Below are 25,129 nucleotides of genomic sequence, written 5' to 3' on the forward strand. Positions count from 1 at the left end.
TCCGCTTTATAACGAAGCAATCTCTCTGTCAGTGTCGCTCCGTATTTGCGAGTGCAAAAGTAAAACTTTATTTTGTAATGACCAAATGTTTTTAAAGAAAATTTTAAAGTTTTTTAAGTAACCTTAATCCTTATCCAACATCTCAATCACCCTGCTCCTGCGCTCCGATTTATTCGGACTGCAAAGATACAAACTCTTTTTTATCCCGCAACTCTTTTTACAAAAAGTTTTGAAGTTTTTTTCGTCTGTTTCTTTTCGGAGTCATAATGTCTCTGCCTATCCAAAGGCTCTTCTGCGCTTACTGATCTACTCTCGTTTTCAGTGGGGCAAAGATAGCAACTTCTTACAACGCAAAACAAGTTTATTTAACTTAAATTTTACAATACTAAAACCATTGTGAGTAATTACATGATTTAATCTATTGATATATATAAAGTTATATACAAAATAATACTTATCCACAGTGAGTATTAATAAATTTATAAATCGAATAATTATTGTGCTAATGCTTAATAGAAGCATAATTTATTTATTAGCCCAATAAAAATAGTTTAAAGACTATGTGAAGATTAACTGTCTGATGCATCTCAAAAATTGTGAAATATGAAGTAGTAAATTAAAAAGGAAACTATGAATTAAATAAAACAGCTTATGCCAGGACTGGGCAAGTTAAATGATATGATCAGGGATTCGGATACGGGTTCTGTGGTATGTACGTGCTTCTGGGATTTAAGCCATACCATAAATTGTAAAGTTGTAAACCGGGGTTATAATGCTTCTGTCTCAATGGTCTTAATCCTGTTCCAATTATGTCATTCCGCAGGAATCCAGACTTAGTTATCAGAGCTTCAGGTCCCGAAGTTGAGTGGTCAAAGGCTCTGAATGCTTAAGATTTATAATGAACTATAATTTCAAATGTAAATCCATTGTTTAGACTCCTGCGGAGTGACAATGTGGAGGGAATGATAAACGGTAATAATGACAGCAGTACATCATTTACTGATAAGAGATCAATGATGAATGATGTTACAAGGTTCGGGATACGGGTTCCGGGGTATGGATTTCTGGGGTTTGGGATGGAACTAATAAAGAGTTATACACCGTGAGTTATAAATACCCTCTGTCTCAATGGTCTTAATCCTGTTCCAATTGTGTCATTCCGCAGGAATCCAGACTTAGTTATCAGAGCTTCAGGGTCCCAGAGTTGAGTGGTTATAAAGGCTTTGGATGCTTAAGATTTATAATGAACTATAATTTCAAATGTAAATGCATTGTTTAGACTCCTGCGGAGTGACAACGTGGGATAAACGATGAATGATGAACAATAAACGATGAATGATAAATAATGAGTGATTGGTGTATCGTTTATCATTCATCAATTATTACTGATTACTCATTACTCATAGCTTAAGCCTGTCTTGGGTATAAAGCAAAAAAATCCTTTATCGTTATGATAAAGGATTTTTAAAAATAAAATAAAAACTGGCGGCGGCCTACTCTCCCGCGTTAGCAGTACCATCGGCGCTGGTGGGCTTAACTTCTGTGTTCGGAATGGGAACAGGTGAGCCCCACCGCTAAAACCACCCTAAAGAAGGTATATAAGATATCAGAGGGGAGATCTCAGATTTCAGATTGTATGGTCTGTTATCTGATGTCTTACATCTGACATCTGTTTTAAGCGATAAAAACTTTCACAAAGACAAAACCTTTTCTGCGCATAAAGAACTTGTCTTTTTATTTTCGATACAGTAACCATAGACTATAAATCTACGGGTAATTAGTACTACTCGGCTATGACATTACTGTCTTTACACCTGTAGCCTATCAACGTCGTCATCTACAACGACCCTTAAAAGATGTCTCATCTTGAGGCGAGTTTCGCACTTATATGCTTTCAGTGCTTATCTCTTCCAAACGTAGCTACTCAGCGGTGCACCTGGCGGTACAACTGATACACCAGAGGTTTGTTCAATTCGGTCCTCTCGTACTAGAATCAAGCCCTCTCAAACATCTAACGCCCGCAATAGATAGAGACCGAACTGTCTCACGACGTTCTGAACCCAGCTCGCGTGCCACTTTAATGGGCGAACAGCCCAACCCTTGGGACCTTCTCCAGCCCCAGGATGTGACGAGCCGACATCGAGGTGCCGAACCTCCCCGTCGATGTGAGCTCTTGGGGGAGACTAGCCTGTTATCCCCGGAGTACCTTTTATCCTATGAGCGATGGCCCTTCCATACGGAACCACCGGATCACTATGTCCTGCTTTCGCACCTGATCGACTTGTAGGTCTCACAGTCAAGCACCCTTATGCCATTACACTCTACGCACGGTTACCAAGCGTGCTGAGGGTACCTTTGAAAGCCTCCGTTACTCTTTTGGAGGCGACCACCCCAGTCAAACTACCCACCACGCAATGTCCTTCCATAGGAAGTTAGGCTCCAAGTAAGTAAAGGGTGGTATTTCAACGACGGCTCCACAAACACTAGCGTGCCTGCTTCAAAGCCTCCCACCTATCCTACACATTACTTACTCAAAGTCAATACGAAGTTATAGTAAAGGTTCACAGGGTCTTTTCGTCCCATTGCGGGTAATCGGCATCTTCACCGATACTACAATTTCACCGAGCTCGTGGCTGAGACAGTGCCCAGATCGTTACACCATTCGTGCAGGTCGGAACTTACCCGACAAGGAATTTCGCTACCTTAGGACCGTTATAGTTACGGCCGCCGTTTACTGGGGCTTCAGTCAATGCCTTCGCTTACGCTAAGCACCTTCCTTAACCTTCCAGCACCGGGCAGGTGTCAGACCCTATACAGCATCTTTCGATTTAGCAGAGTCCTGTGTTTTTGATAAACAGTCGCCTGGGCCTCTTCACTGCGGCCACCATTGCTGATGGCGTCTCTTCTTCCGAAGTTACGAGACTATTTTGCCTAGTTCCTTAGCCACGACTCACTCGAGCACCTTAGGATTCTCTCCTCGACCACCTGTGTCGGTTTTGGTACGGGTTGCTTCACTTCGGCTTTTCTTGGATCAGATTACTCTACAGCAGCTTCGCCCGAAGGCTAGGCCTTGACTATTCCGTCAGTCTCCAGCAGATACATCCAACCGTCCCCTTTTATTGTGAGCAAGTCAGGGAATATTAACCCTGTGTCCATCCACTACCCCTCTCGGGTTCGCGTTAGGTCCCGACTAACCCTCAGCTGATTAGCATGGCTGAGGAAGCCTTGGTCTTTCGGTGAGCAGGTTTCTCGCCTGCTTTATCGTTACTTATGCCTACATTTTCTTTTCTATCCGCTCCACAATACCTCACAGTACTGCTTCGGCGCAAATAGAATGCTCTCCTACCAGATATAATAATTATAAATCCATAGCTTCGGTAATATGTTTATGCCCGATTATTATCCATGCCGGACCGCTCGACTAGTGAGCTGTTACGCACTCTTTAAATGAATGGCTGCTTCCAAGCCAACATCCTAGCTGTCAATGCAGTCCAACCGCGTTGTTTCAACTTAACATATATTTGGGGACCTTAGCTGTTGGTCTGGGTTCTTTCCCTCTCGGACATGGACCTTAGCACCCATGCCCTCACTGCCGACGAACATTTATTAGCATTCGGAGTTTGTCAGGAATTGGTAGGCGGTGAAACCCCCGCATCCAATCAGTAGCTCTACCTCTAATAAACTTAACATCGACGCTGCACCTAAATGCATTTCGGAGAGTACGAGCTATCTCCCAGTTTGATTGGCCTTTCACCCCTACCCACAGGTCATCCGAAGACTTTTCAACGTCAACCGGTTCGGTCCTCCACTCTGTGTTACCAGAGCTTCAACCTGCCCATGGGTAGATCACAAGGTTTCGCGTCTAATCCTACTAACTCACCGCCCTATTCAGACTCGCTTTCGCTTCGGCTCCGGTACTTAATACCTTAACCTCGCTAGTAAAATTAACTCGTAGGCTCATTATGCAAAAGGCACGCCGTCACAGCTTAATGCTGCTCCGACCGCTTGTAGGCGTACGGTTTCAGGTTCTATTTCACCCTTCTATTCGAAGTGCTTTTCACCTTTCCTTCACAGTACTTGTTCACTATCGGTCTTTCAGGAGTATTTAGCCTTGGAGGATGGTCCCCCCATATTCAGACAGGATTTCACGTGTCCCGCCCTACTCATTTATCATCAATATATACCTTTCGAATACCGGGCTATCACCGTCTTTGGCTGTTCTTTCCAGAACATTCTTCTAAATATATAAAGACTTTTGGGCTAATCCGCTTTCGCTCGCCACTACTTACGGAATCTCTTCGATTTCTTTTCCTCCGGGTACTTAGATGTTTCAGTTCTCCGGGTTTGCTCCTCTTACGAGGTGACATATCTTCAATATGCCGGGTTGCCCCATTCGGATATCTGCGGATCAATTCGTGTGTGCCAATCCCCGCAGCTTTTCGCAGCTTACCACGTCCTTCGTCGCCTCTGAAAGCCTAGGCATCCGCCATACGCCCTTAACGATTTCTTTCCTATTGGTTACTCAAGCGCTTTATGCGCTCGGTTTTCTCTTTGTGATGTCTTTACCGTTAATGTCAATGATCTTTATTTCTTTCTTTCAGCTTGATCAACAGATGTTGTTGTTGGCTCCATCCGTAACTTTTAAATCAAACTTCCAAAACTGTGGAGAATAAGGGAGTCGAACCCTTGACCTCCTGCGTGCAAGGCAGGCGCTCTAGCCAGCTGAGCTAATTCCCCCTCTAGTAGACTAAGAGACCCCAGAGGCCAGATACAAGACTTTTTAATTATGTCTTGACTCCTGACTCTTTCATCTTCCCGTCTTTTTAATTAGTAGTCTCGGGCAGGCTCGAACTGCCGACCTCTACATTATCAGTGTAGCGCTCTAACCAGCTGAGCTACGAGACTGTCTTTTTAGACTTTTAGATCCAAGATGCTAGATACAAGACTTTCTATCGTCTTGGGTCTGGGCTCTCGGCTCTTGTATCTCTTCCCTGTACTAATTTCTAGTGGGTTTTGTATTGTTATATAGCAACCAAACAAAAAACTAAAGCTTTACTTTGAAGCAAGTACTTTGTATCTTACGATACTGATTTTGTTTAACGTCTTTTGACGCTCTAAAATGAGATGTTCCAGCCGCACCTTCCGGTACGGCTACCTTGTTACGACTTAGCCCTAGTTACCTGTTTTACCCTAGGCAGCTCCTGTTACGGTCACCGACTTCAGGTACCCCAGACTTCCATGGCTTGACGGGCGGTGTGTACAAGGCCCGGGAACGTATTCACCGCGCCATGGCTGATGCGCGATTACTAGCGATTCCAGCTTCATAGAGTCGAGTTGCAGACTCCAATCCGAACTGAGACCGGCTTTCGAGATTTGCATCACTTCGCAGTGTAGCTGCCCTCTGTACCGGCCATTGTATTACGTGTGTGGCCCAAGGCGTAAGGGCCGTGATGATTTGACGTCATCCCCACCTTCCTCTCTACTTGCGTAGGCAGTCTCACTAGAGTCCCCAACTTAATGATGGCAACTAGTGACAGGGGTTGCGCTCGTTGCAGGACTTAACCTAACACCTCACGGCACGAGCTGACGACAACCATGCAGCACCTTGAAAAATGTCCGAAGAAAAGCCTATTTCTAAGCCTGTCATTTCCCATTTAAGCCTTGGTAAGGTTCCTCGCGTATCATCGAATTAAACCACATAATCCACCGCTTGTGCGGGCCCCCGTCAATTCCTTTGAGTTTCAAACTTGCGTTCGTACTCCCCAGGTGGCTAACTTATCACTTTCGCTTAGTCTCTGAACCCGAAAGCCCAAAAACGAGTTAGCATCGTTTACGGCGTGGACTACCAGGGTATCTAATCCTGTTCGCTCCCCACGCTTTCGTCCATCAGCGTCAGTTGTTGCTTAGTAACCTGCCTTCGCAATTGGTGTTCTAAGTAATATCTATGCATTTCACCGCTACACTACTTATTCCAGCTACTTCAACAACACTCAAGACTTGCAGTATCAATGGCAGTTTCACAGTTAAGCTGTGAGATTTCACCACTGACTTACAAATCCGCCTACGGACCCTTTAAACCCAATAAATCCGGATAACGCTTGCACCCTCCGTATTACCGCGGCTGCTGGCACGGAGTTAGCCGGTGCTTATTCGTATAGTACCTTCAGCTAGATACACGTATCTAGGTTTATCCCTATACAAAAGAAGTTTACAACCCATAGGGCCGTCGTCCTTCACGCGGGATGGCTGGATCAGGCTTGCACCCATTGTCCAATATTCCTCACTGCTGCCTCCCGTAGGAGTCTGGTCCGTGTCTCAGTACCAGTGTGGGGGATCACCCTCTCAGGCCCCCTAAAGATCGCAGACTTGGTGAGCCGTTACCTCACCAACTATCTAATCTTGCGCGTGCCCATCTCTATCCACCGGAGTTTTCAATATTAAGTGATGCCACTCAATATATTATGGGGTATTAATCTCCCTTTCGAAAGGCTATCCCCCAGATAAAGGCAGGTTGCACACGTGTTCCGCACCCGTACGCCGCTCTCAAGATCCCGAAAGATCTCTACCGCTCGGCTTGCATGTGTTAGGCCTCCCGCTAGCGTTCATCCTGAGCCAGGATCAAACTCTCCATTGTATGTTTGTCCGACTCACTCAAAGTTTTTAACGCTTTAGTTTTTCCTTACTTGGTTGTTATATTGTATGTCAATGATCTTTATATCTTCCGCTTTATAACGAAGCAATCTTTCTGTCAGTGTCGCTCCGTATTTGCGAGTGCAAAAGTAAAACTTTATTTTGTAATGACCAAATGTTTTAAAGAAAAATTTTAAAGTTTTTTAAGTAACCTTAATCCTTATCCAACATCTCAATCACCCTGCTCCTGCGCTCCGATTTATTCGGACTGCAAAGATACAAACTCTTTTTTATCCCGCAACTCTTTTTACAAAAAGTTTTGAAGTTTTTTTCGTCTGTCTCTTTTCGGAGTCATATTGTCTCTGCCTATCCAAAGGCTCTTCTGCGCTTACTGATCTACTCTCGTTTTCAGTGGGGCAAAGATAGCAACTTCTTACAACGCAAAACAAGTTTATTTAACTTAAATTTTACCGTTTCGTAATATTTCAGCTTAAAGCGCTGGCAGGCAGGTAGAAAAATTTTAAACATTTGTTTGGGGTCCTGGGTGGGAAGCGTGGGAGCGTCCGGGAGTTGGAGGGCGGGGAAAGGGATAATGGGGTGATTCGGGTTCGGAATTCGGGGTGCGGGGTTGACCTTGATCAAAATAGCATATATATTATATAGTAGAAACCAGACTATAGAAGAAAACAAGCTTTCTTCGACAAGTTCAGAATTATACCTGGTTCCTATTGTATTGATGATACACCATATTATATATCAAACACAGCATTGTCAATCCACAGGAGTCCGGACAAAACTTGTCCGTAGCATGACACGGATAATACCAACTGTAAAAAAGATTTTAGACATTATCCTGCTAACTTACATCCTTTACTCTGGTCAAGAGGTTTGGATTCCTACGGAATGACACAATGGAAATAAAGGCTTGGATTCACTAACCCGAAGCTCGCAACACAATAACCCGGACCACTATATCCTCCTACCATGAAATTCATCATTCATCATTCATCATTCATCATTCATCATTCATCATTAACAACTCCTTCCCTAGCCCTGATAGCAATAGTTACCCCGCAGCAGAAGCCGGAGCGAGAGGGCTTGAGATGGGAAGTCCCGGCGCGAGGAGTAGAAATGGATAGCAGGATGAAGCTCCTGAAAAAGTTGGAGAGTTGGAGGGCCGGAGAGTCAGAGAGGGAGAGTATAAGAGAATTGGAAAAAGTGAGGATAAAAAGAGGAATATGAAATTTTGATGGATTTTCTGCTGTATCTAAAAAAAACATTCCGTAAGAGCCTTATATAATGGACTCCTACGGAATGGGGATAAAACGAAGTTATATTTTAGTTCAGGACGTATGATGTTCCGTCTCTTCCATCTTTTAATTCGATGCCTTCTGCAAGCAGCTTGTCTCTGATCTGGTCTGAAAGCTCGAAGTTTTTGGATTTTCTTGCCTGATTTCTCAGTTCGATTAAAACTTTTAGGGTCTGATCAAGTTTTTCGTTATTATTTTCTTCTACGGTCTGTAACCCTAAAACATCAAAGATAAAGGCGTTGAGCGTAGTTTTTAAATCTTCAAGATCAGCAGTTGAGATCGTTTCTTTACCATCATTCAAAGCAAAGATGTATTTCACCGCTTCAAACAGGTGGGCAATCAGGATTGGTGAATTGAAATCATCTGTTAAAGCGTCATATGCTTTATTTTTCCATTCCTGCAGATTGAAACCGGATTGTTTTGTATCATCAGCAGTCATAGAGTTTAATACTTTTACAGCTTCCATTAATCTGATGAATCCTTTTTCGCTCGCTATCATGGCATCGTTTGAAATATCCAGAACACTTCTGTAGTGTGCCTGCAGGAAGCAGAAACGCACTATTGAAGGATGGAATGGCTTTTCAAAGAAGTCATTGTCTCCTGTAACCAGCTGCATCGGAAGGATATAGTTTCCTGTAGATTTGCTCATGCGCTGAGAATTCATGGTCAGCATATTGGCATGCATCCAGTAATTTACCGGTGCGGCATCGTTGCAAGCTTTACCTTGTGCAATTTCACATTCATGGTGAGGGAACTTAAGATCCATTCCTCCTCCATGGATATCGAATGTTTCGCCCAGATATTTTGTACTCATGGCAGTACATTCAAGGTGCCATCCCGGGAAACCTTCTCCCCAAGGGGAATTCCATCTCATAATGTGAGCGGGAGAGGCTTTTTTCCACAATGCAAAATCCTGTGGGTTTTTCTTTTCTCCTTGTCCGTCCAGATCTCTGGTATTGGCGAAAAGCTCTTCTATATTGCGTTTTGAAAGTTCACCATAGTTCAATCCTCTTTTGTTATATTCTAATACATCGAAGTATACCGAACCGTTGCTCTCGTAAGCAAAACCCCTTTCAATCAGCTTTTGAGTCAATTCTATCTGTTCTACAATATGTCCTGTAGCGGTAGGTTCGATGTTTGGAGGCAGCAGATTGAACATATCCAGTACTTTATGGAAATCTACTGTATATTTCTGTACAATTTCCATAGGCTCCAGCTTTTCAAGTCTGGTCTGCTTAACGAACCTGTCATTATCTACATTTCCATCATCGGTAAGGTGGCCAGCATCAGTAATATTTCTTACATATCTTACTTTATACCCCAAATGCATCAGGGTACGGTAGATAAAATCGAAGGAAAGGAAAGTTCTTACATTTCCTAAATGCACATTGCTGTACACTGTAGGTCCGCAGACATACATTCCGACATTTCCTTCCAAGATAGGTTTGAATATTTCTTTTTCCGCTGTAAGGGAGTTATATATTTTTAATTGCATTTATTTTAAGTTAAAGATTTAATGATTTTAAAGATTCAAAAATTAGTTAAAAAATACCTTTGTCACAACAAATAATTGTCGTGATAAAAATTTTATATGAAACTTTTTTAAATTTTATCATTATTAAATCGCTTTTAAATGATGCTGCAAATGATCTACATAATCCTTAATAATAAACTCCAGGGTAAACCTTTGAAGTTCTGTTTTGGTGGTATCGCAGGTTCTTTGCAATGCTTCATCCGGAATATTTTCTACAACATGAACAATCTGATAGTTCAAAGATTTCCACAGGCCAATAAGATCTGAAGTAGGAACATTCTGATAGTTCTGTGCTTTTACCCAAAAATTCTGATCATAAACGATATTCTCATTCTCTTTGTATTGGGTAACGACAAATCTACGGATATTTGTTAAAGCACTGTCACAAAGATGGCCAATAATTTCTTTTTGGACCATTTTTCCGGAGAACTTTTATACGACCATTCTTCTTCAGATATATTTTGAAATCTCTGAAGCTCAGTGTCAATAATATTTTTGAGGATCTGGTAGTTCATTTTATTAATCTAGTTTTGCGTGACTTCCTACGTAATGTAAGAATTCCTGTCTGGTAATAGGGTTTGTTCTGAAAATACCACTTAATTCTGCCGTAATTGTAGAACTCGCCGTATCTTTTATTCCTCTGCAGTTAACACAAAGATGTTTGGCATCAATGATACAGGCTACGTCTTTTGTTCCTAAAGCTTCTTTCAAAGCGTCTACAATCTGCATGGTAAGCCTTTCCTGAACCTGAGGCCTTTTTGCATAGTAATCAACAATCCTGTTAATTTTTGAAAGACCAATTACTTCTCCATTGGAAATATAAGCAACATGGGCTCTTCCTATAATGGGCAGAAAGTGGTGTTCACAAAAAGAATATACAGTGATATCTTTTTCCACCAACATCTGGCGGTATTTATATTTATTGGAGAAGGTGGAGATTCCCGGTTTATTTTCAGGAAGAAGACCTCCGAAAATCTCGTTTACATACATTTTGGCAACACGTCTTGGGGAGTCTTTCAGGGAATCATCCGTCATATCTAACCCCAGCGTTTCCATAATCTCGCCAAAAAGCTCAGTAATTTTTTCAATTTTTTCCTGTGGCGATTTATCAAAAGCATCTTCCCTTATAGGCGTATGTTCTTTTCCTGTGAAAATATCATCGTCGTTATCAGTAAAATCAACCATTTTTATTTAATTTGCAGCAAAAATACGGATAATATCTGTTCATCTCTATTCAATTAGGATGAAAAACCTTATCTTTTATAACCAGTTCTGATTAAAAGCATATGATTATTGCCGAAGAAGTACAAAACCATCTCCATAAAAGGGAATTTCTGGAATTCCCGGCCCGCCTTTACCGGGATGACAAAAATTATATCCGGCCTTTAGATAAGTATATTGAGGAAATTTTTGATCCTGAAAAGAATAAATTCTTTAAAAACGGGGAATGCAAGAGGTTTCTGTTTAAAAGGAATGATAAAACGGTTGGTAAAGTAGCTGTTTTCATCAATGGCTGTTATGAGCAAAAACAACGTACCGGAGGAATTGGTTTTTTCGACTGCATCAATGATCAGGTAACAGCAGATTTCATTTTTGACTACTGCAAAAGCTGGCTTCAGGAAAAAGGGATGGAAGCAATGGACGGCCCTATCAATTTTGGAGAAAGAGATAAGTTCTGGGGACTTTTAATTGAAGGATTTATTGAGCCTCTGTTTGGGATGAATTACAATTTCCCTTATTACAAAGATCTTTTTGAAAATTACGGATTTAAGATTTATTTTGAACAGCTTTGTTTTACCAGACCTGTTTTTGCAGAAGTTTCACGGATTTTTACGATTGCTCATGAAAAGAACAGAAGGAATCCTGCAATTTCTGCACAACCTATGAAAAAAATAATCTGCAGAAGTTTGCAAAGGATTTTACAGAGATTTATAATAAAGCATGGGCGTCTCATGGAGAGGAAAGCATCTGGAAGAAGCAAAAGTTCTGAAAATGTTTAACACGATGAAACCTATCATCAATGAACATATTTCCTGGTTTGTCTATGAAAACGAGAAACCTATCGCGATGTGGATCAATATTCCGGACCTCAACCAGTGGTTTAAGTATTTGAATGGAAGGTTTGGTATTTTGAAAAGCTAAAATTTCTGTTTTTAAAGAGGTTTAAGAAGAATGAGAAAATGGTGGGACTTGTTTTTGGCGTTGTTCCTGAATGGCAGAAGAAAGGGATTGACGGGTATATGATCTGGGAAGGAACCCAACATTTGAGAAAACATACGGATTTTACGACTACAGAATTACAGTGGATTGGTGATTTTAATCCTAAAATGATCAAGATTGCGGAAACTCTTGATACAACAGTTACCCGAAAGCTGGCAACTTACCGGTATTTGTTTGACAGGAATAAGGAGTTTGAAAGGCATCCTAATCTTTGAGTAAGGAAGCTGGAAGTTTTTTCCGGATGCTTTAGGATATTTACCGCAAAGTTTCAATTTGCTTCTATTACATTTCTGTGGAAGTTATAATTAAAATAAAACCCTGCTTTTTAAAGCAGGGTTCCTTCATTTTGGTACTTTTATTAGAATAGCTCACCGGCTACTTTTTTAATATTATCACTTTTCCCCATTGAGTAAAAGTGCAGAACAGGAACTCCAAAGTCCAGCAGCTCTTTGCATTGGGTAATGGCCCATTCTATTCCGATCTGTTTTACCGCTTCATTATTTTTTGCGTTTTCCACTTCATTAATCAGTTCTTCGGGCAGATCTATTTTGAAAACCTGTGGCAGGATTTTCAGGTGTTTCTTTGTTGCAATAGGTTTGATTCCCGGAATAATTGGAACAGTAATGCCCATTTCTCTTGCTTTCTGAACGAATTCGATGTACTTTTTATTGTCAAAGAACATCTGGGTTACAATATAATCTGCTCCGGCATCTACTTTTTGTTTCAGCCATTTAAGATCATAATTCATAGAAGGGGCTTCCATATGTTTTTCCGGATAACCGGCAACACCAATGCAGAATTTATTTAATTCATCACTGACCTGTTCTTCGTTATGAAGATATTTTCCTCTTCCGAGATCATTAATCTGATTGACAAGATCCATTGCACTGGCATGACCTCCCTGGGTAGGCTCAAAATACTGATGTCCTTTCATCGCATCTCCTCTTAAGGCCATTACATTGTCTATCCCAAGGTACATACAGTCTACCAGCAGATATTCTGTCTCTTCTTTTGTGAATCCTCCGCAAAGAAGGTGTGGAACTGTATCCACATTGTATTTATGCTGAATGGCCGCACAAATTCCTAAGGTTCCAGGACGCATTCTTGTAATACGGCGTTCCATAAGGCCATTTCCTTTGTCGATGTATATATATTCTTCTCTGGATGTTGTAACGTCAATGAAAGGGGGTTTGAATTCCATTAACGGATCTATATTTGTATACAGATCTTCAATCCCGATTCCTTTCTGTGGCGGAACAACTTCTAAAGAGAATAAAGTTTTTCCATTTGCATTTTTAATGTGTTCTGTTATCTTCATGTCAATGTTAATCTGCTAAATTTGGTGACAACCATTTTTTCGCTTCCTGAATGCTACAGCCTCTTCTTGCTGCATAATCTTCAAGCTGGTCTTCCGTCATTTTTCCTAATCCGAAATATTTGGCATGCGGGCTTCCAAAATAGTATCCGGAAACAGATGCCGTCGGGAACATCGCAAGGCTTTCTGTAAGGAAAACGCCTGTATTTTCTTCTACTTTTAAAAGTTCCCAGATTGTTTTCTTCTCCAGATGGTCCGGACAGGCCGGATATCCCGGCGCCGGGCGGATTCCTTTGTATTTTTCAGCAATAAGTTCTTCGTTGCTTAAATTTTCCTGATTGGCATATCCCCAGTATTCTGTTCTGACTTTTTTATGCAGGAATTCGGCATAGGCTTCCGCAAAACGGTCAGCCAATGCTTTTACCATGATGGAATTGTAATCATCATTGGCTTTTTCATATTCAGCGGACAGTTCATCGGTTCCAAAACCTGTTGTTACACAGAATGCTCCCATATAATCAGTTTTTCCCGAGCTTTGAGGAGCAATGAAATCACTTAATGCCAGATAATCTTTTCCTTTTGATCTCTGAGCCTGCTGCCTAAGAGTTAAAAATCTTGCTTTTTCATTATTATTTTCATCAAAAATCAGAATATCATCAGAGTCATTGGAATTGGCTTTAAATATTCCGAAAATAGCCTTTGCCGTCAACAGTTTTTCATCCAGAATCCTATTCAGAATAACCTGAGCATCTTTAAATAATTCTTTGGCCTGAACACCCACAACCTCATCTTTCAGAATATCCGGATATTTCCCATGGAGGTCCCAGCTTCTGAAAAACGGAGACCAGTCGATAAAAGGAACCAGTTCATTCAGGTCCTGGTTCTCGATTATTTGTATTCCCAAATTATTCGGAGTAAAAATTTCTTCGTTTTCCCAATCAATTTTAAAACGGTTCTCTCTTGCCTCTCCGATGGAGACATAATCTTTATCTACCTGTCTGTTCAGGAACTTCTCTCTGAATTCAGAGTAATCATTCTTTAAATCCGAAACATATTCTTTATTTCTGTCCCCTAGCAATGCACTTACCACATTTACAGCTCTTGAAGCATCATTAACATGAACAACGGCATTCTTATATTTTAAATCGATTTTCACTGCGGTATGTGCTTTTGAAGTGGTAGCACCACCGATCAATAAAGGGAAATCTAAATTTTGTCTTTCTAATTCTGATGCGATATACACCATTTCATCCAGACTTGGGGTAATCAGTCCGCTTAATCCTATAACATCTACTTTTTCTTCAATGGCAGTCTGAATAATCTTTTCGGCAGGCACCATTACTCCAAGGTCAACGATCTCATAGTTGTTGCAACCCAAAACAACGCTCACAATATTTTTACCGATATCATGAACGTCTCCTTTTACTGTTGCCATTAATATTTTTCCATTGGCGGGTTTTGTTCCGTCTTTTTCTGCTTCAATAAAAGGCTGTAAATAAGCCACCGCTTTTTCATTACCCTTGCTGACTTTACCACCTGTGGAAGAAACATTTTTCCGCTTCCGAATAAATCTCCTACCACTCCCATTCCTGTCATCAGATTCACTTCAATAACGTGGAGGGGTCTTTCAGCCAATAGCCTTGCTTCTTCAACATCTTCCTCAATAAAACGGTCGATTCCTTTTACCAAGGCATGGGTAATTCTTTCCTGCAATGGATTATTTCTCCATTCCAAGTCTTCAGTCTTTTCTTTTTTTACAGATTTATGCTTTTCGGAATAGTCCAGAAGCCTTTCTGTAGCGTCATCTCTTCTATCCAGGATTACATCTTCCACCAGCTCGAGTAATTCTTTATTGATTTCATCATAAACCTCCAGCATAGCCGGGTTTACAATACCAATATTCATTCCTGCCTGAATTGCATGGTAAAGGAATACAGAGTGCATTGCTTCTCTTACGGTATCATTTCCGCGGAAGGAGAAGGAAACATTGCTCACTCCCCCGCTTACAGAGGCATAAGGAAGATTTTGTCTTACCCAGCGTGTGGCCTCAATAAAGTCGATGGCATTTCTCCTGTGTTCTTCCATTCCTGTTGCCACTGGGAAGATATTTAAGTCGAAAATGATATCTTCAGCAGGAAAACCAATTTGATTTACCAGAATGTCATAGGATCTTTTTGAAATCTCAATTCTTCGTTCAAGGTTGTCCGCTTGTCCCACCTCATCAAATGCCATTACAATAACTGCCGCTCCGTATCTTTTAATGGCTTTGGCATGTTTGATAAATTCTTCCTCTCCTTCCTTTAAACTGATAGAATTTACTACGCACTTTCCCTGAGCTACCTGAAGTCCGGCTTCAAGGATTTCCCATTTGGAAGAGTCTACCATAATCGGGATTCTTGCAATATCCGGTTCAGAGGCAATTAAGTTAAGGAATTTGATCATGGAAGCTTTCCCATCGATCAACCCATCATCGAAGTTCACATCCAGAATCTGGGCGCCTCCTTCTACCTGATGGCGGGCAATATCTAATGCTTCGGAGAATTTCTCCTCTTTAATCAGTCTTAAAAATTTTTTGGAACCGGCAACGTTGGTCCTTTCACCAACATTGATGAAATTACTCTCCGGTGTTATGATAAGAGGCTCAAGGCCTGATAATCTTAAATACTTCATTTTATTCTTCTAAAATATAGTAGGCATTATTGGCATTCTGCCTCAATAAATCCCTATGCTTACTTAAAGCTGTAATCAACGGAAATCTTTTGTAAGCTAAATTGTGTTCTTTAGCAAATTCCTCAATTTCCTCAGTAATTTCGTTGTAATACATATAACTGTAGTTTGGAAACAAATGATGGGCTACATGAAAATTAAAGTTTCCCAATACATTTCTTACAAACCAGTTATTTTCTGTTAAATCATTGGTCACCTCCAATTGGTGGCGAAGCCAGCTGAACGGAAGGCCGTTCTCTTTATTTAACCTCGGAAAGGCATTATCAGGAAGCGGATGCAAAGGCAGCAGTACAAACAATGCAAAAATACTTGCTGAAATTACCTGTAAAAACCACGCTCCTAAGGCCAGCCCTATTGATACTTTAAAGAACACAACAGGCACTACAATCTGATAAAAGAAATAGAACAGCTTATAACTCACCATTTTCACTTTTTCAACAACCGGTATTCTTCCCTGGGTTTTTAAAATCACTCTTTCCTTATCAAAAAAGTCCCGGAAGTCTCTTATAAACATCCAGTTGAACAAATACAGCGGATATACTAAAAAAAGAACTTATGCTGATACTTCTGAATCCCTTTTGCCTTGATCCATGGAACGATCAGGAGCAATCCGCTCTGTTCGATATCCGTATCCCATCCATCTACATTTGGGTAAGCATGGTGGCTTGCAATATGTCTTTTTCCAGATATAGGAATTGGCTCCTATAAAATCAAAAATGTGAAGAACCAGCCCATTCAGTCGCTTACTTTTATAGATGTTATTATGGGCAGCTTCGTGGATTAAGTTTAAATAAATTAAAACCAGAGAAATTCCCATCAATACAAAGCTCAGAATATAGATCCAATGCTTTTCAGCATTTAAAACAGCCAGAAAATATAAGCCAATATAAACCAGTGGGAGTATTACCGCTTTGACCTGGATATAAATATCCCTGTTCTCAGAAATGGCTTCTACCCTTTTGTTCACTTTCTTTCTAAGCTCATTAAATAATCTGACATCCTCCGAATCTTTCAAATAAATTGGCTTTTCCATATATTTAACTTTGTGGTTTACTTAAAGTTAACATTTATAATCCAGCCTTCCTTCTTGATTTTAATTAAAAAAATCTATCAAATCACACAAATTCCTTCAATTCTCTCGGTGGATAATCTTTCACCAGCTCTGCAATTGCTTTGATATGTTCAGGTGTTGTTCCGCAGCATCCTCCGATAATATTGATCAGTCCTTTCTCAACATATTCTTTAATCTGTCTCGCCATATCTTCGGGGGTTTCATCATATTTTCCGAAAGCATTCGGTAAGCCGGCATTAGGATATGCTGAAACATAGAATTCTGAATTATGAGCCAGTGTTTCAAGATAAGGAGTCAGCTGATCTGCGCCCAATGCACAGTTGAACCCCACACTTAATAAATTCAGGTGTGAAACAGAAATCAGAAAAGCTTCCGCTGTCTGTCCGCTCAATGTTCTTCCCGAAGCATCGGTAATGGTTCCTGAAACCATAATTGGAATTTTAATTCCTCTTTCATCCTGCAGTTCATCAATAGCAAATAAGGCAGCTTTTGCATTCAAAGTATCAAATATGGTTTCTACCAGAAGAATATCCGAACCGCCATCCAACAACGCTTCACACTGCTGCTTGTATGCGACTCTCAATTCTTCAAAAGTAATAGCCCTGTATCCCGGATCATTAACATCCGGACTTAAACTTGCCGTTCTGTTGGTAGGTCCTATAGATCCCGCTACAAATCTCGGCTTGTCCGGATTTTTTGCAGTGTATTCATCACAGGCTTTTCTGGCAATCTTTGCTGACTCATAGTTCAGTTCATATACCAGATCCTCCATATGATAATCTGCCATGGCAATGGTAGTTCCCGAAAATGTATTGGTTTCAATGATGTCTGCCCCTGCTTCAAGATATTTCTTGTGAACCTCCTCAATAGCCTGAGGCTGTGTCAGAGAAAGCAGGTCATTATTTCCTTTTACCGGATGTTCCCAGTCTTTGAAACGCTCTCCACGGTAATCTTCTTCTTCAAACTTATACCTCTGAAGCATCGTTCCCATGGCACCGTCAAGAATTAAAATTCTTTCTGACAGAGCTTTATATAATTGTTCTGAATTTTTCATTTTTATCTATTTTGAGTAAGGCCGATAATTGTTTGAATTAATCTAAAGCCTGTTTCAGATCCGCAATGATATCCTCTACATTTTCCAATCCTACAGAGCAACGTACCAATCCTGCGGTAATCCCTACTTCATTCCTTTCTTCATCCGATAGCTTGGAGTGTGTTGTAGATGCCGGGTGTGTAACGATTGTTCTTGTATCACCTAAGTTGGCAGACAGCGAACACATCTGTATCTTATCCAAAAAGTTTCTTCCGCCTTCTATTCCGCCTTTTATTTCAAATGCCACGATATTTCCACCGAGTTTCATCTGTTTTTTGGCTACTTCATAACTCGGATGGGATTTCAGGAATGGGTATTTTACCAGTTCTACATTCGGATGGTTTTCTAAAAACGCTGCTACCTTCAAGGCATTCTCGCAATGCTTTTCTACACGGATTGCCAATGTTTCCAGGCTTTTTGATAATACCCAGGCATTAAAAGGAGACAATGCAGGCCCTGTATTTCTTGCGAAAAGATAAATTTCCCTGATCAGGTCTTCTTTTCCTACTGCTATTCCTCCTAATACTCTTCCCTGTCCGTCAATCAGTTTCGTTGCTGAATGTACAACAATATCTGCACCATATTTGATAGGCTGCTGAAGATAAGGTGTTGCAAAACAGTTATCTACAATAAAGATAAGATTATGTTTTTTGGCAATCTTTCCAAAGAACTCAAGATCCAGAATTTCAATAGCAGGATTGGTAGGAGTTTCAAGGTATAAGATCTTTGTATTGGGTTGGATATACTGTTCAACATTCTTTGCATCTTCTGCCTTGAAATAAGAAGTCTCAATATTCCATTTAGGGAAATATTTGGTAAACAAAGTGTGTGTAGACCCGAAAACCGACTGGCAGCTTACAATATGATCCCCCGCATTCAACAAAGCTGCAAATGTAGAATAGATGGCTGCCATTCCTGTTGCAAAGGCATATCCTGCTTCTGCCCCTTCCATTTTAGCAATCTTATCTGTAAACTCTGTTACATTCGGATTGGAAAAACGGCTGTATAAGTTTTTAGGTTTTTCTTCTGCAAAGCTTGCCCTCATATCTTCCGCATCCTGAAATATAAAGCTGGAGGTCAGATATAATGGCGTAGAATGTTCATCAAACTGGGTTCTTTCAGTCTGGGTTCTTATTGCTGATGTTTCAAAATTTTCCATATAGTTTTAATTAATTTAGCAGTGTATCAATGTAACAGTTTACCAACAAGGTTCTTCGCTATGTTCAGAATGGCAATTGCAGTAATTGTTACACTGCTAGATTGATAGATTGTTACATTAAATATTATTTAGTTTCACTTACTCTTAAGATATCCCCGAATACACCTCTTGCTGTTACCTGTGCTCCGGCTCCGGCTCCCATAATAACGATCGGATTTTCTCCGTAACTTTCTGTATAAATTTCAAAGATTGAATCGGAACCTTTCAGCTGCCCTAATGCAGAAGTTGCAGGAACAGAAACCAGTTTTACATCCAGCTCACCTTTATCTTTCTGCAAATCACCGTGCAAATCGCCTACATATCTCAAGACATGTCCAGGTTCCTGGTTCTCTTTTATTTTCTGGTATTCTTCGTCCAGCTCTTCAAGTCTGGAAAGGAATTCTGATTTTGAAACCTCAAGTAAGCTTTCCGGAACAAGATTTTGAATTCTGATATCTTCAAATTCATTGATCAGGTCTAATTCTCTGGCGAGGATCAGTAATTTTCTTGCAACATCATTTCCTGACAGATCTTCTCTTGGATCCGGTTCTGTATATCCTTTTTCCAAAGCTTCGTTAATAATGGTTGAAAATTTATCGTCTCTCAAAGAAAAATTGTTGAAAACATAGCTTAATGTTCCGGAGAATACACCTTTGATTCTGGTGATGTTTTCTCCTGAAAGGTGTAATAATTTGATGGTATCAATTAACGGTAATCCTGCACCAACATTAGTTTCATACAGATAACGTCTGTTATTTTTGTTCAACGTATATCTTAGTTTTCTGTATTCTTCTATCGGAAGGGTATTGAAAATTTTGTTGGAAGAAACCAGATCGAAACCGTTTTCTGCCAGGGCATGATAATTCTTGACAAAGTCTTTGCTTGCCGTGTTATCCACAACGATCAGGTTCTCGAGTTGATTTTCGTTGGAGAAATTGATTAACTCTTCTACATTCGATGGATGCTCAGCGGTTAAAACCTCATCACCCCAATTGGCATCAAATCCTTTTTGTTGAAGGCAATTTTCTTTGAATTGGCTACTGCAACTACTTTAAGGTCTATTTTTTTACGCTTTTTAATTTCTTCTGCAGATTCAAGTACCTGCTCTATCAGGGTCTTTCCTACGTTTCCGTGACCAATGATTGCCAGATGAACCGTCTTTGGCTTTTTGAAAATTTCAGATTCTATGATATTTCTTGTTTTTTCATCCTGGGAAGAAGTCACTACGATATTAATTCTGTTTTCTCCTGCCACCTGGTTTAAAAGCAACGGGAAAACATTGTTTCTTGCCAGCTCAGCAAAGACCTTATTGAAATCTTCCGCTACAAAACCGATCACGGAAACATTATTAATACTATAGATCTGGGAAACTTTTCCTGATTTTCTTTCCGCTTCGAATTCATCGATAAGACAAGCGACTGCTTTCTCTGCATCATTTTCATGAACCAGGATAGAAATTCCGTTTTCTACCGCTTGTTGAGAGATTACTCCTACACTGATACGCGCTAAGGTAAGTGCTTTAAAAATTCGTCCGTCAATCCCGATTTCTCCCAGAAAATCTTCTCCTTCAAACTTGACGATTGATCTGTTCTTCAAAAATTTTATTTCGTTAGCATTTTTCATTTCTCCTGTAAAATGTTTTTTATGATATTATTTAATTGTTGATATTCCATTAGGAAGGCATCATGCCCGTGTATAGATTGGATCTCGTGATAAGAAACATTCTTATTTTTCTCTTTCAAGTTTTCAAAACACATCCGGATCTCAGAAGCCGGAAAAAATAAGTCTGAATCTACGGAGATCATGTGCATTCGTGCCTGTATGGTTTCCAGAGATGGTTCATCAGCATTTATATTCATCAGGAGATGGTTCATCAGTTTGTAAGCTTGTAAACTAAACCTTTCGTTTAGAGCATTACCATGATAAACCAACCAGTCTTCTGATTCCAGGCGTTGTTTTTCCTGGTTATATTGGTTTTGAAATCTTTCATTGAGTGACTGCGGTGTTCTGTAACACAACATGGCATGAATTCTTGCTTTCTGTAATGGTTCTTCTTTATCATTTAATAGGAATTTCTGAACCAGACATTGCGCATGAAGCCAGTCGTGCGTTCTGTAATCGCAGGCAATGGGAATAAATATCTCTGCAAGATCCGGCTGCTGTGCAAGCATTTCCCAGGCGATTCCTCCCCCAGAGAGCCCCCGATAATGGCATATAGTTTTTTGATCTGTAAAGCTTCAAGCCCTTTCAGAAATATCGCAGCGATATCTGAAGGAGTAAAGTCTTCATAGTTTTTAATTAAAAAATTGTCATAACCGTTTCCGGGTATATTGAAACACAGAACTGTGTATTGATCGGTATCAACAATCTGATTTTCTCCTACCAGCTGCTTCCACCAGCCTTTCTCTCCGGATACATTTGAATTTCCGGTAAGGGCATGGTTGATTAAGATGACAGGGGCTGTAAACAGATCTTTCCCAAAAAGCTGATAGCTTAACGGGATATGGTATTCCTTTTGGGAATTTGTTTGATACGTAAGATTAATATAGTTTAGTTCTGTTTTCAATTCTATTATATTTAAATACAATTGAAAATGCCACAGGAAATGGCTGAAAAGAACTTCAGTAAGTTATCTGTCCAAAATTATTTTGGTAGAACGTAGCACCTTCTTTACTTGCGCAAAGGGTTGCTAAGGTTTCACAGGGTCTAATCCCTCAACCTTTCTTGATAACATTTTCAATATTTGAATGAACGAATGGTGCAAAGGTAGTTCTTTTCTTTTAATTTCAAAAAAAATTATTTTAATATTTAAAAAAGCCCTTAAATACAAGCATTTCAACGCCATATTAATAATTATTCAGATGAAAAAAATTGGAATTACTTCTCAAAAAAACTAACTTCGTATGGAAAAATGATGACATATGACCGCCGAAAAAGAAAGATTACAAGATACCAAATGGAAAAACTGGGGACCTTATGTAAGCAACCGGCAGTGGGGAAATGTACGCGAAGATTATAGCCCGAACGGGAATGCCTGGAATTTTACCAATCATAATAATGCAGAAAGCTATGCCTACCGCTGGGGTGAAGAAGGGATTGCCGGAATTTCTGATGTAAAGCAGCTTTTATGCTTTGCTTTTTCATTCTGGAACAAAAAGATAAAATGGTAAAAGAAAGGTTCTTCGGATTGAGCAACCCTCAGGGAAATCATGGAGAAGACATTAAAGAAATCTTTTATTATCTGGATAATACACCTACTCACAGCTATATGAAGATGGTGTATAAATATCCGATCAATGAGTTTCCGTATGATGATATTCTTATTGAGAATGGAAAGCGCAGTAAAAAAGAACCGGAATATGAGCTTTTCGATACCGGGATTTTTGATAATGATGAGTATTTCGATATTTTTATTGAATACTGTAAAGCTGATCACAATGATATTCTGACCAGAGTGACAGTCTGCAACCGAAGCCAGCATGAAGCTCCTATTGTGGTGGCACCAACTGCATGGTTCAGAAACAATTGGAAATGGGGATATAATACCTACAAGGCAGAGCTGAGTGCTTCTCAGGATGGAAGTATTACCATTGGCCACGACAGTATTTCAATTAAAAAACTGTATTCCAGAAATACAAATGCACAAAGTGTATTCTGTGAAAACGAAACAAATACTCCAAAACTTTACGGTACTCCTAAAACAGATAATTCTTATTTTAAAGACGGAATCAATGATTTTATAATTCACGGACGAGACACTGTAAATCCTGAAAAAAGAGGAACCAAAGCATCTTTTCTCATTGATGAAGTTGTGGCTGCAGGTGAATCAAAAGTTTTTGAATTCAGGTTATGTCCTGAAGAAAACGATGAACCTTTTGAAAAATTTGATGAAATTTTCAATACCCGAAAGGCTGAAGCTGAAGAGTTTTATCAGGAGATTCAGAGCGATACCGTGAATGAAGATGAAAGAAATGTGCAGCGACAGGCATTTGCCGGACTTCTCTGGAACAAACAGTTCTATCATTATAATATCGGGAAATGGCTGAAAGGTGATCCGAACTTTGAAGCGCCAAGAAACTTTAGTGAATATGTAAGAAATACGGAATGGAATCATCTTCATAATAAAGATATTATTTCCATGCCTGATAAATGGGAATATCCGTGGTATGCCACATGGGATCTGGCATTTCACTGCGTCCCTTTTTCCATCATTGATGCGGAGTTTGCCAAAGGGCAGCTGTTATTACTTACGAAAGAATGGTACATGCACCCTAACGGACAGCTTCCCGCTTATGAGTGGAATATGAGTGATGTGAATCCGCCTGTGCATGCATGGTCATGCTTCCGTGTTTTTAAGATTGATGAAAAGAACAACGGAAAACCGGATTTATTATTCTTAGAGAAAGTTTTCCAGAAGCTGCTCCTTAATTTTACATGGTGGGTGAACCGAAAGGATAAAAACGGGAAAAATATTTTCGGAGGCGGTTTCCTTGGTCTTGATAATATCGGGGCTTTTGACCGCAATATGGTTTTAAAAGACGGCCAGCATCTTGAACAGGCAGACGGAACCAGCTGGATGGCCATGTATGCATTGAATATGATGCGTATTGCGATGGAACTTGCCCAGTATTACCAGGTGTATGAGGATATGGCCATCAAGTTTTTTGAACATTATCTTTACATCGCTGAAGCGATGGAAAATCTGGGTGAAGGAACGAAAGGTCTGTGGAATGAGGAAGACGGATTTTTATGATGTATTGCAGCTTGGAAACGGAGACAGTGTTTCTTTAAGATTAAGAAGTATTGTTGGCTTAATCCCCATGTTTGCTGTTGAGATTGTAGACCACCGTCTACTGGAAAAGATGCCGAATTTCAGAAGCAGAATGGAATGGATCTTAAAAAATAAGCCGGAGCTTACCAAACTCGTTTCTCACTGGGATGAAGAAGGACATGGGAGAAAACACCTTATGAGTATTCTCCGCAAAAACAGACTTACCAAAGTTCTGACCAGAATGCTTGATGAAAAAGAATTTTTAAGTACCTACGGAATCCGGGCCATGTCTAAGGTATACGAAGAAAATCCGTTTGTATTTTCTGTGCATGGAACGGAAAATATGGTCTATTATACCCCGGCAGAAAGTGACAGCCGTATGTTTGGCGGAAACAGTAACTGGCGTGGCCCCATCTGGTTCCCTATCAACTTCCTGATTGTGGAAAGTCTGCAGCGATTCCATTATTATTATGGAAACAGTCTGAAAGTAGAGCTTCCAACAGGTAGCGGAGATAAGAGAAATCTTGATGAAGTAGCTCAAAACATCAGCAAAAGACTTTGTTCTATATTTTTAAAGGATGAAAATGGAAAAAGAGCGTTCAATGGAGATAATCCAAAATTCAATTATGATGAACATTTCAGAGATTATATTACATTCTTTGAATATTTCCACGGAGATAACGGCCGGGGCGTAGGAGCTTCCCACCAAACAGGATGGACTGCCACTGTTGCGAAACTGATAAAACCAAGACTTACCTTTTAATAAGCAATGAATAATAGGTAATGAGTAAATAAAAAGCCGGATGAATCATCCGGCTTTTTATTTTTAGGTAAAAAATTATATTTTTTCTCCGTTCACATAGACTTCGTATCCTATTTCTACATTCGGTTCTAGAGTTTTTGATACTGAACAGTATTTTTCAAAAGAAAGTTCTGCAGCTTTTAATGCTTTTTTAGGATCAATTTCTCCTTCTAAAAGGAATTTAACGTTAATTGATTTAAACGGTTTTGCATCTTCTACCTGTACTCTTTCTCCTTCTACTTCTGCCTGAAAACTTTTGATTTCCTGGCGCTGCTTCTTTAAAATAGAAACTACATCAATTCCGCTGCATCCTGCTACTGCCATCAGCACACTTTCCATTGGGGAAACACCTTTTGCTCCCGGCTGGGAAGTATTATCCAAAAGAATAGAATTTCCCTGAGCATTGGTACATTCAAATAAAAAATCGTCGTTTATTCTGTTAAGTGTAATTTTCATT

General features: G+C 40.0%; 16 protein-coding genes, 2 tRNA genes, 3 rRNA genes, 3 pseudogenes and 1 riboswitch. Of the genes and pseudogenes, 6 read left to right on the top strand and 18 right to left on the bottom strand.

Features of this window, described 5'->3' with window-relative positions:
* The first annotated feature begins 962 nt into the window (after positions 1–962).
* A complete protein-coding gene (locus OWR28_RS20070) occupies positions 963–1,106 on the top strand; it encodes a hypothetical protein (protein WP_332388232.1) in 144 nt (47 codons plus the stop codon).
* Between the two features lie 374 nt (positions 1,107–1,480).
* Here OWR28_RS20070 and rrf read toward each other — a convergent pair.
* From rrf to OWR28_RS20095, 5 genes are all read right to left on the bottom strand, one after another.
* Positions 1,481–1,588 (bottom strand): 5S ribosomal RNA (rrf, locus tag OWR28_RS20075).
* Positions 1,589–1,757: 169 nt separating this feature from the next.
* A 23S ribosomal RNA gene (locus OWR28_RS20080) occupies positions 1,758–4,510 on the bottom strand.
* Between the two features lie 153 nt (positions 4,511–4,663).
* Positions 4,664–4,737: transfer RNA gene (locus OWR28_RS20085), tRNA-Ala, on the bottom strand.
* A 94-nt stretch (positions 4,738–4,831) separates the two neighbouring features.
* Positions 4,832–4,905: transfer RNA gene (locus OWR28_RS20090), tRNA-Ile, on the bottom strand.
* A gap of 212 nt (positions 4,906–5,117) precedes the next feature.
* A 16S ribosomal RNA gene (locus tag OWR28_RS20095) occupies positions 5,118–6,634 on the bottom strand.
* The 16S, 23S and 5S rRNA genes sit together here with 2 tRNA genes alongside, the layout of an rRNA operon.
* A gap of 980 nt (positions 6,635–7,614) precedes the next feature.
* Here OWR28_RS20095 and OWR28_RS20100 point away from each other — a divergent pair.
* Positions 7,615–7,872, top strand: a complete 258-nt coding sequence (locus tag OWR28_RS20100) for a hypothetical protein (RefSeq protein ID WP_332388233.1) — start codon at positions 7,615–7,617, stop codon at positions 7,870–7,872.
* Positions 7,873–7,968: 96 nt separating this feature from the next.
* Here OWR28_RS20100 and cysS read toward each other — a convergent pair whose 3' ends face one another.
* The 3 genes from cysS to folE form a co-directional block, all read right to left on the bottom strand.
* A complete protein-coding gene (gene cysS, locus OWR28_RS20105; protein WP_332388234.1) occupies positions 7,969–9,435 on the bottom strand; it encodes a cysteine--tRNA ligase in 1,467 nt (488 codons plus the stop codon).
* Positions 9,436–9,558: 123 nt separating this feature from the next.
* Positions 9,559–9,891 carry a DinB family protein gene (locus tag OWR28_RS20110; RefSeq protein ID WP_332388236.1) on the bottom strand — a complete coding sequence of 111 codons (333 nt, stop codon included), beginning with the start codon at positions 9,889–9,891 and terminating at the stop codon, positions 9,559–9,561.
* A gap of 102 nt (positions 9,892–9,993) precedes the next feature.
* The gene (folE, locus tag OWR28_RS20115; protein WP_002983392.1) at positions 9,994–10,659 is read right to left on the bottom strand and encodes a GTP cyclohydrolase I FolE; all 666 of its coding nucleotides are present in this window, start codon (positions 10,657–10,659) and stop codon (positions 9,994–9,996) included.
* A gap of 101 nt (positions 10,660–10,760) precedes the next feature.
* Between folE and OWR28_RS20120 the strand changes: the two genes are divergently transcribed.
* From OWR28_RS20120 to OWR28_RS20130, 3 genes are read left to right on the top strand one after another with little or no spacing between them, the layout of a single operon-like run.
* Positions 10,761–11,474 carry a hypothetical protein gene (locus OWR28_RS20120; RefSeq protein WP_332388237.1) on the top strand — a complete coding sequence of 238 codons (714 nt, stop codon included), beginning with the start codon at positions 10,761–10,763 and terminating at the stop codon, positions 11,472–11,474.
* Positions 11,467–11,616, top strand: a complete 150-nt coding sequence (locus OWR28_RS20125) for a hypothetical protein (protein ID WP_332388238.1) — start codon at positions 11,467–11,469, stop codon at positions 11,614–11,616. The genes OWR28_RS20120 and OWR28_RS20125 overlap by 8 nt, the downstream gene beginning before the upstream one ends.
* 38 nt (positions 11,617–11,654) lie before the next feature.
* Positions 11,655–11,909, top strand: coding sequence for a hypothetical protein (locus tag OWR28_RS20130; protein ID WP_332388239.1), 255 nt, complete (start codon positions 11,655–11,657; stop codon positions 11,907–11,909).
* Between the two features lie 143 nt (positions 11,910–12,052).
* Here the strand turns inward: OWR28_RS20130 and metF are convergent, their stop codons facing one another.
* The 9 genes and pseudogenes from metF to OWR28_RS27220 all read right to left on the bottom strand — a co-directional run bounded on the left by metF (position 12,053) and on the right by OWR28_RS27220 (position 21,665).
* A complete protein-coding gene (gene metF, locus OWR28_RS20135) occupies positions 12,053–13,012 on the bottom strand; it encodes a methylenetetrahydrofolate reductase [NAD(P)H] (RefSeq protein WP_131437569.1) in 960 nt (319 codons plus the stop codon).
* Positions 13,013–13,019: 7 nt separating this feature from the next.
* Positions 13,020–15,679 (bottom strand): annotated as a pseudogene (metH, locus tag OWR28_RS20140) (methionine synthase).
* Between the two features lies 1 nt (position 15,680).
* Positions 15,681–16,250: a fatty acid desaturase family protein gene (locus tag OWR28_RS20145; protein ID WP_494168498.1), complete on the bottom strand. Its 570-nt coding sequence runs from the start codon at positions 16,248–16,250 to the stop codon at positions 15,681–15,683.
* Positions 16,251–16,289: 39 nt separating this feature from the next.
* Entirely contained in the window at positions 16,290–16,769 is a 480-nt protein-coding gene (locus OWR28_RS20150) for a hypothetical protein (protein WP_332388240.1), read from the bottom strand.
* 82 nt (positions 16,770–16,851) lie between these two features.
* The gene (locus OWR28_RS20155) at positions 16,852–17,862 is read right to left on the bottom strand and encodes a homocysteine S-methyltransferase family protein (RefSeq protein WP_332388242.1); all 1,011 of its coding nucleotides are present in this window, start codon (positions 17,860–17,862) and stop codon (positions 16,852–16,854) included.
* A gap of 37 nt (positions 17,863–17,899) precedes the next feature.
* The gene (locus OWR28_RS20160; protein WP_332388243.1) at positions 17,900–19,060 is read right to left on the bottom strand and encodes an O-succinylhomoserine sulfhydrylase; all 1,161 of its coding nucleotides are present in this window, start codon (positions 19,058–19,060) and stop codon (positions 17,900–17,902) included.
* A gap of 124 nt (positions 19,061–19,184) precedes the next feature.
* Positions 19,185–20,722, bottom strand: a pseudogene (locus OWR28_RS27210) (ACT domain-containing protein).
* A complete protein-coding gene (locus OWR28_RS27215; RefSeq protein ID WP_494168499.1) occupies positions 20,719–21,270 on the bottom strand; it encodes a homoserine O-acetyltransferase family protein in 552 nt (183 codons plus the stop codon). The pseudogene OWR28_RS27210 and the gene OWR28_RS27215 overlap by 4 nt, the downstream one beginning before the upstream one ends.
* Positions 21,162–21,665: an alpha/beta fold hydrolase gene (locus OWR28_RS27220; protein ID WP_494168500.1), complete on the bottom strand. Its 504-nt coding sequence runs from the start codon at positions 21,663–21,665 to the stop codon at positions 21,162–21,164. Before OWR28_RS27220 ends, OWR28_RS27215 begins: the two co-directional genes overlap by 109 nt.
* Positions 21,666–21,725: 60 nt before the next feature.
* Positions 21,726–21,833: riboswitch (SAM riboswitch) on the bottom strand.
* Between the two features lie 187 nt (positions 21,834–22,020).
* Here OWR28_RS27220 and OWR28_RS20170 point away from each other — a divergent pair.
* A pseudogene (locus OWR28_RS20170) lies at positions 22,021–24,633 on the top strand (MGH1-like glycoside hydrolase domain-containing protein).
* A 75-nt stretch (positions 24,634–24,708) separates the two neighbouring features.
* On the opposite strand, the gene OWR28_RS20175 reads toward OWR28_RS20170, so the two are convergent.
* The gene (locus tag OWR28_RS20175; protein WP_002983375.1) at positions 24,709–25,128 is read right to left on the bottom strand and encodes an OsmC family protein; all 420 of its coding nucleotides are present in this window, start codon (positions 25,126–25,128) and stop codon (positions 24,709–24,711) included.
* Position 25,129 lies beyond the last annotated feature (1 nt).

This window comes from Chryseobacterium sp. 1B4 (genome assembly GCF_036631475.1).
Taxonomy (GTDB): Bacteria; Bacteroidota; Bacteroidia; order Flavobacteriales; family Weeksellaceae; genus Chryseobacterium.

Excerpts from the sequence above, each read along its gene's own strand:
- OWR28_RS20070 (WP_332388232.1), top strand. The coding sequence starts at position 963 with ATGATAAACGGTAATAATGACAGCAGTACATCATTTACTGATAAGAGA.
- OWR28_RS20100 (WP_332388233.1), top strand. The coding sequence starts at position 7,615 with ATGAAATTCATCATTCATCATTCATCATTCATCATTCATCATTCATCA.
- cysS (WP_332388234.1), bottom strand. The coding sequence starts at position 9,435 with ATGCAATTAAAAATATATAACTCCCTTACAGCGGAAAAAGAAATATTC.
- OWR28_RS20110 (WP_332388236.1), bottom strand. The coding sequence starts at position 9,891 with ATGGTCCAAAAAGAAATTATTGGCCATCTTTGTGACAGTGCTTTAACA.
- folE (WP_002983392.1), bottom strand. The coding sequence starts at position 10,659 with ATGGTTGATTTTACTGATAACGACGATGATATTTTCACAGGAAAAGAA.
- OWR28_RS20120 (WP_332388237.1), top strand. The coding sequence starts at position 10,761 with ATGATTATTGCCGAAGAAGTACAAAACCATCTCCATAAAAGGGAATTT.
- OWR28_RS20125 (WP_332388238.1), top strand. The coding sequence starts at position 11,467 with ATGTTTAACACGATGAAACCTATCATCAATGAACATATTTCCTGGTTT.
- OWR28_RS20130 (WP_332388239.1), top strand. The coding sequence starts at position 11,655 with ATGGTGGGACTTGTTTTTGGCGTTGTTCCTGAATGGCAGAAGAAAGGG.
- metF (WP_131437569.1), bottom strand. The coding sequence starts at position 13,012 with ATGAAGATAACAGAACACATTAAAAATGCAAATGGAAAAACTTTATTC.
- OWR28_RS20145 (WP_494168498.1), bottom strand. The coding sequence starts at position 16,250 with ATGTTTATAAGAGACTTCCGGGACTTTTTTGATAAGGAAAGAGTGATT.
- OWR28_RS20150 (WP_332388240.1), bottom strand. The coding sequence starts at position 16,769 with ATGGAAAAGCCAATTTATTTGAAAGATTCGGAGGATGTCAGATTATTT.
- OWR28_RS20155 (WP_332388242.1), bottom strand. The coding sequence starts at position 17,862 with ATGAAAAATTCAGAACAATTATATAAAGCTCTGTCAGAAAGAATTTTA.
- OWR28_RS20160 (WP_332388243.1), bottom strand. The coding sequence starts at position 19,060 with ATGGAAAATTTTGAAACATCAGCAATAAGAACCCAGACTGAAAGAACC.
- OWR28_RS27215 (WP_494168499.1), bottom strand. The coding sequence starts at position 21,270 with ATGCTTGCACAGCAGCCGGATCTTGCAGAGATATTTATTCCCATTGCC.
- OWR28_RS20175 (WP_002983375.1), bottom strand. The coding sequence starts at position 25,128 with ATGAAAATTACACTTAACAGAATAAACGACGATTTTTTATTTGAATGT.